Below are 2,918 nucleotides of genomic sequence, written 5' to 3' on the forward strand. Positions count from 1 at the left end.
TTTAGGATGATGGCATACCGAATCTTCTCCCTCACATCCCTCTCTTCCAAATGCGGGGCATTTATGGGCATTATCAAACTCCACCCGTTCCCCGTCAATCTCAATGTAGCGTTTCATATCTCCTCCTTCGTTACCTTCACGCCATTCCGATAATATGCGGTGATGGTTAGCTTGTGATAGTCGCAAAAGGCGAGGGCTTCGGGGAAGGTGGCAAAATCGCCCATGCTATCCCAACTATCCTCTAAACACACGAGGATAAAATCATCGCTGCGTTTATCAACAAATACCTCAATCTCCTTCATCCTACCATCCTCCTGTTGTTATCCCCACTGTCGGCAGGGCGGGGGAGTTAGTGATAATCCTTCCATTCTACTGTTTTGAATATCGCTTTGTGATTCACCCAACGGGCAAAATGGCGGGATTGCTTATCGCTTTTATCTAACGGCATAGCAAAGGGATCACAGTTTAATCCTTTACAAAACATCACCCGTTCATAGGCATCATCAATCTCATTGGGTTTCACAATACAATAGACGGTATAATTTTTCGGCGTGGCTCCGGCATCCCTTAATAGATTGACTGCCTTATCCAGCGAATCCTCATAATGATTATCAAGGGCAAGGTGAATAGGTTTTAGCCATCGGATTTTAGCTAATAGCCCTGCGATCTCTGGCGTTACCAACCGGCAATCTATTCCCTGATTGCAGTCAAGTTTCAATCCTCTATCGGCAATCCATTGGAGTTGATTCAAGCCGTGATCGCTGGCGATGATATTCCCGTCAAGCAATACTACCGATGATTGCCCCTGCCAAAACTCCTCTATGCTGGCGTGATAATGGATATAACCCTCACGGCTGGGCGTTAAACAAAAATCGCATTTTCGGATACAACCCCTGGTAGTAAAGCCCAGCGCATAATCAATATGGGGATATAAGCCATAATCAGGCATGATGTGTTCTATGTCATCAGGCAATAAATCACAGTTATATCCCCAGCCGCCCCGGATCGCAGAATCAGGCAAGTATCCATTATCAGCCGTGAAGGTGAATACCTTGCTGGCATAAACCAGATCGTAGGTTGAATAGCCACAAAACCATTCCACCGAATCACCCTGCGCTTTGTGATATGCTGATAGTTTCATCAGCGCAAGGTTAGGGAAATTATGGCTATCCACATCCACGAGTCCGATTTTCACCACAGCCACCCGCCTTTCAGTTCCCATGCGTTATCGGTGCGGTATCCCCCGCCGACCTGCACATGATTCCACAGTAGCAGGTTGCCGCCAGCCGATAGATTTCCCTTGCCATCATAGCCAGCCGATAATCCTGTGCGAATCCACGCCTGCTTTGGCTTAACCGCCACCGCACTCTTGACGGTAAAACTCACGCCGTCCTCGTCAGTCAACACTTTATAGCTGCCATCGGTGAGTTGCTGGATGATTACATTTACGGACCATTGGTCCGCCCAATATTCCCCATTGGCAGCAAAGCGGACCTTTCGCGGACCTTGAAAAATCGGGACCGCAGATGGACCGCTGGGCTGGTCCGCAATGCCTATTTGTTGATTGCTACTATCTTTTTGCGATGGACCGCCCCCCGCTGGTTTGGTCCCGATGATTTCACCCCAGCCGTGTTCCGCCGGAAAATTCATCGTTAGTTCTATCTGCGCTATCACCCCGGCGGGCACTTTGGATGCTGCTACTATGGCGGGCTTGACTGTTTCCCCGTGCCACTCGGCGGCGGTGGTGTCGGTGACTTGCATCGGCGGGAATAGCACATCGTGAAGCCAGAATGTGCCGATAGCACAACCGATAAGCAGGCACACCAGGATCGTGCCGATATACCATAGAATCGGCTTGATATTGTATTCAACTGCTTTTATGAGTTCCCTCATCTCTCCCTTTCTGCGCTGGGCGCGGGGGTGGTTAGTCTGGCAATACTCCCTTTAATCTTTTGGCAATTTCGGGAGTTAATACGATCTGGATTTCATTGCCATTAATAAATCCTCTGTCTCCCTCTCCCCTTTGCCAGAACACAATAACGCAGTCACCGCGTTGGGTTTCTTTGGTATAAACATCTGCTATATCCCAAAATCGTGATACTGCCATACTATCACTCTCCTATTCGGCGGGCGGCACCGGCGTGGTTAATGCCTAGCAATTCTTCTATCCTGTTGCGTGCTTGGGGATGCAACTGCAACTTATCCTTGTTGGTTTTATACCATTTGACTGTATCTGGTGTCCCTTGTGCCTTGCCAGCACCACGCCAGTCGGCTACCATTTCTCTAATGACCATTTCTGGTATCTTAAGGGCATGGCAACCTTCACCATCAAGCGGGATAATCCAATATTGCCAGTGATGGTTATTGCGCTTTTGGTGATAAAACCATGCTCGGTCAAAGTTGCCATCCCCCGTTTCGTATGGTTTATAGTATCCTGTTGCATTTCTGCCCCGCTTGATAGTTCCCTTGAAATAGCGCGCGTAAGGGATAAACTCGCTGGGCAAGAATTTGGAAAAGTCATGCGTGACACCACGCCACCATATTCCCAATTTGCAACACTCAAGGAATACAAACCATTTGTGTTTCAATACATACCATAAATACTTTAAATATTTCATCCCCGCCCCTCCATCAGCATCGCTAGGATTAGTGGTCGCATGGGGTGTCCTCCGTATATTCGGTAGCGTTAGATGCCATATCATAGTAAGCACTGTATAAATCCATGCTTTCAATGATATTAATACATTCAGTTATATCTTCTATTATGATGTGCTTATCCTTGTGTTGTAAACGCATGTTTGATAATTTATCATAGAGATTATTAAGCCTTGTCGTATCAGGCATTGCCTTTATTGCCATCTCATTACTCCTTTGTGGTGGGGGTTAGTAGGGCGGGGGTGAAACTGATAGCACTTTCT

General features: G+C 47.4%; 6 protein-coding genes. All 6 read right to left on the bottom strand.

Annotated features, from left to right (window positions below; all coding sequences use genetic code 11):
• Positions 1 to 113: 113 nt before the first annotated feature.
• Genes WC359_14190 through WC359_14215 form a run of 6 tightly spaced genes read right to left on the bottom strand, consistent with a single transcriptional unit; the run spans position 114 to position 2,859 of the window.
• Entirely contained in the window at positions 114 to 302 is a 189-nt protein-coding gene (locus WC359_14190; GenBank protein ID MFA5401595.1) for a hypothetical protein, read from the bottom strand.
• A gap of 47 nt (positions 303 to 349) precedes the next feature.
• Entirely contained in the window at positions 350 to 1,198 is an 849-nt protein-coding gene (locus tag WC359_14195) for a radical SAM protein (GenBank protein MFA5401596.1), read from the bottom strand.
• Complete coding sequence (locus WC359_14200) at positions 1,192 to 1,893, bottom strand: hypothetical protein (protein ID MFA5401597.1); 702 nt, start codon at positions 1,891 to 1,893, stop codon at positions 1,192 to 1,194. Before WC359_14200 ends, WC359_14195 begins: the two co-directional genes overlap by 7 nt.
• Positions 1,894 to 1,924: 31 nt before the next feature.
• Positions 1,925 to 2,107 carry a hypothetical protein gene (locus WC359_14205; GenBank protein MFA5401598.1) on the bottom strand — a complete coding sequence of 61 codons (183 nt, stop codon included), beginning with the start codon at positions 2,105 to 2,107 and terminating at the stop codon, positions 1,925 to 1,927.
• A 4-nt stretch (positions 2,108 to 2,111) separates the two neighbouring features.
• Complete coding sequence (locus WC359_14210; protein MFA5401599.1) at positions 2,112 to 2,618, bottom strand: DUF5662 family protein; 507 nt, start codon at positions 2,616 to 2,618, stop codon at positions 2,112 to 2,114.
• Positions 2,619 to 2,646: 28 nt separating this feature from the next.
• Positions 2,647 to 2,859 carry a hypothetical protein gene (locus WC359_14215; GenBank protein MFA5401600.1) on the bottom strand — a complete coding sequence of 71 codons (213 nt, stop codon included), beginning with the start codon at positions 2,857 to 2,859 and terminating at the stop codon, positions 2,647 to 2,649.
• Positions 2,860 to 2,918 lie beyond the last annotated feature (59 nt).

The organism is Dehalococcoidia bacterium, from assembly GCA_041653995.1.
Classification (GTDB): Bacteria; Chloroflexota; Dehalococcoidia; order GIF9; family UBA5629; genus CAIMUM01.

What these genes read in the sequence shown, in the direction of transcription:
- WC359_14190 (MFA5401595.1), bottom strand. Translation starts at nt 302, where the DNA reads ATGAAGGAGATTGAGGTATTTGTTGATAAACGCAGCGATGATTTTATC.
- WC359_14215 (MFA5401600.1), bottom strand. Translation starts at nt 2,859, where the DNA reads ATGGCAATAAAGGCAATGCCTGATACGACAAGGCTTAATAATCTCTAT.
- WC359_14200 (MFA5401597.1), bottom strand. Translation starts at nt 1,893, where the DNA reads ATGAGGGAACTCATAAAAGCAGTTGAATACAATATCAAGCCGATTCTA.
- WC359_14205 (MFA5401598.1), bottom strand. Translation starts at nt 2,107, where the DNA reads ATGGCAGTATCACGATTTTGGGATATAGCAGATGTTTATACCAAAGAA.
- WC359_14210 (MFA5401599.1), bottom strand. Translation starts at nt 2,618, where the DNA reads ATGAAATATTTAAAGTATTTATGGTATGTATTGAAACACAAATGGTTT.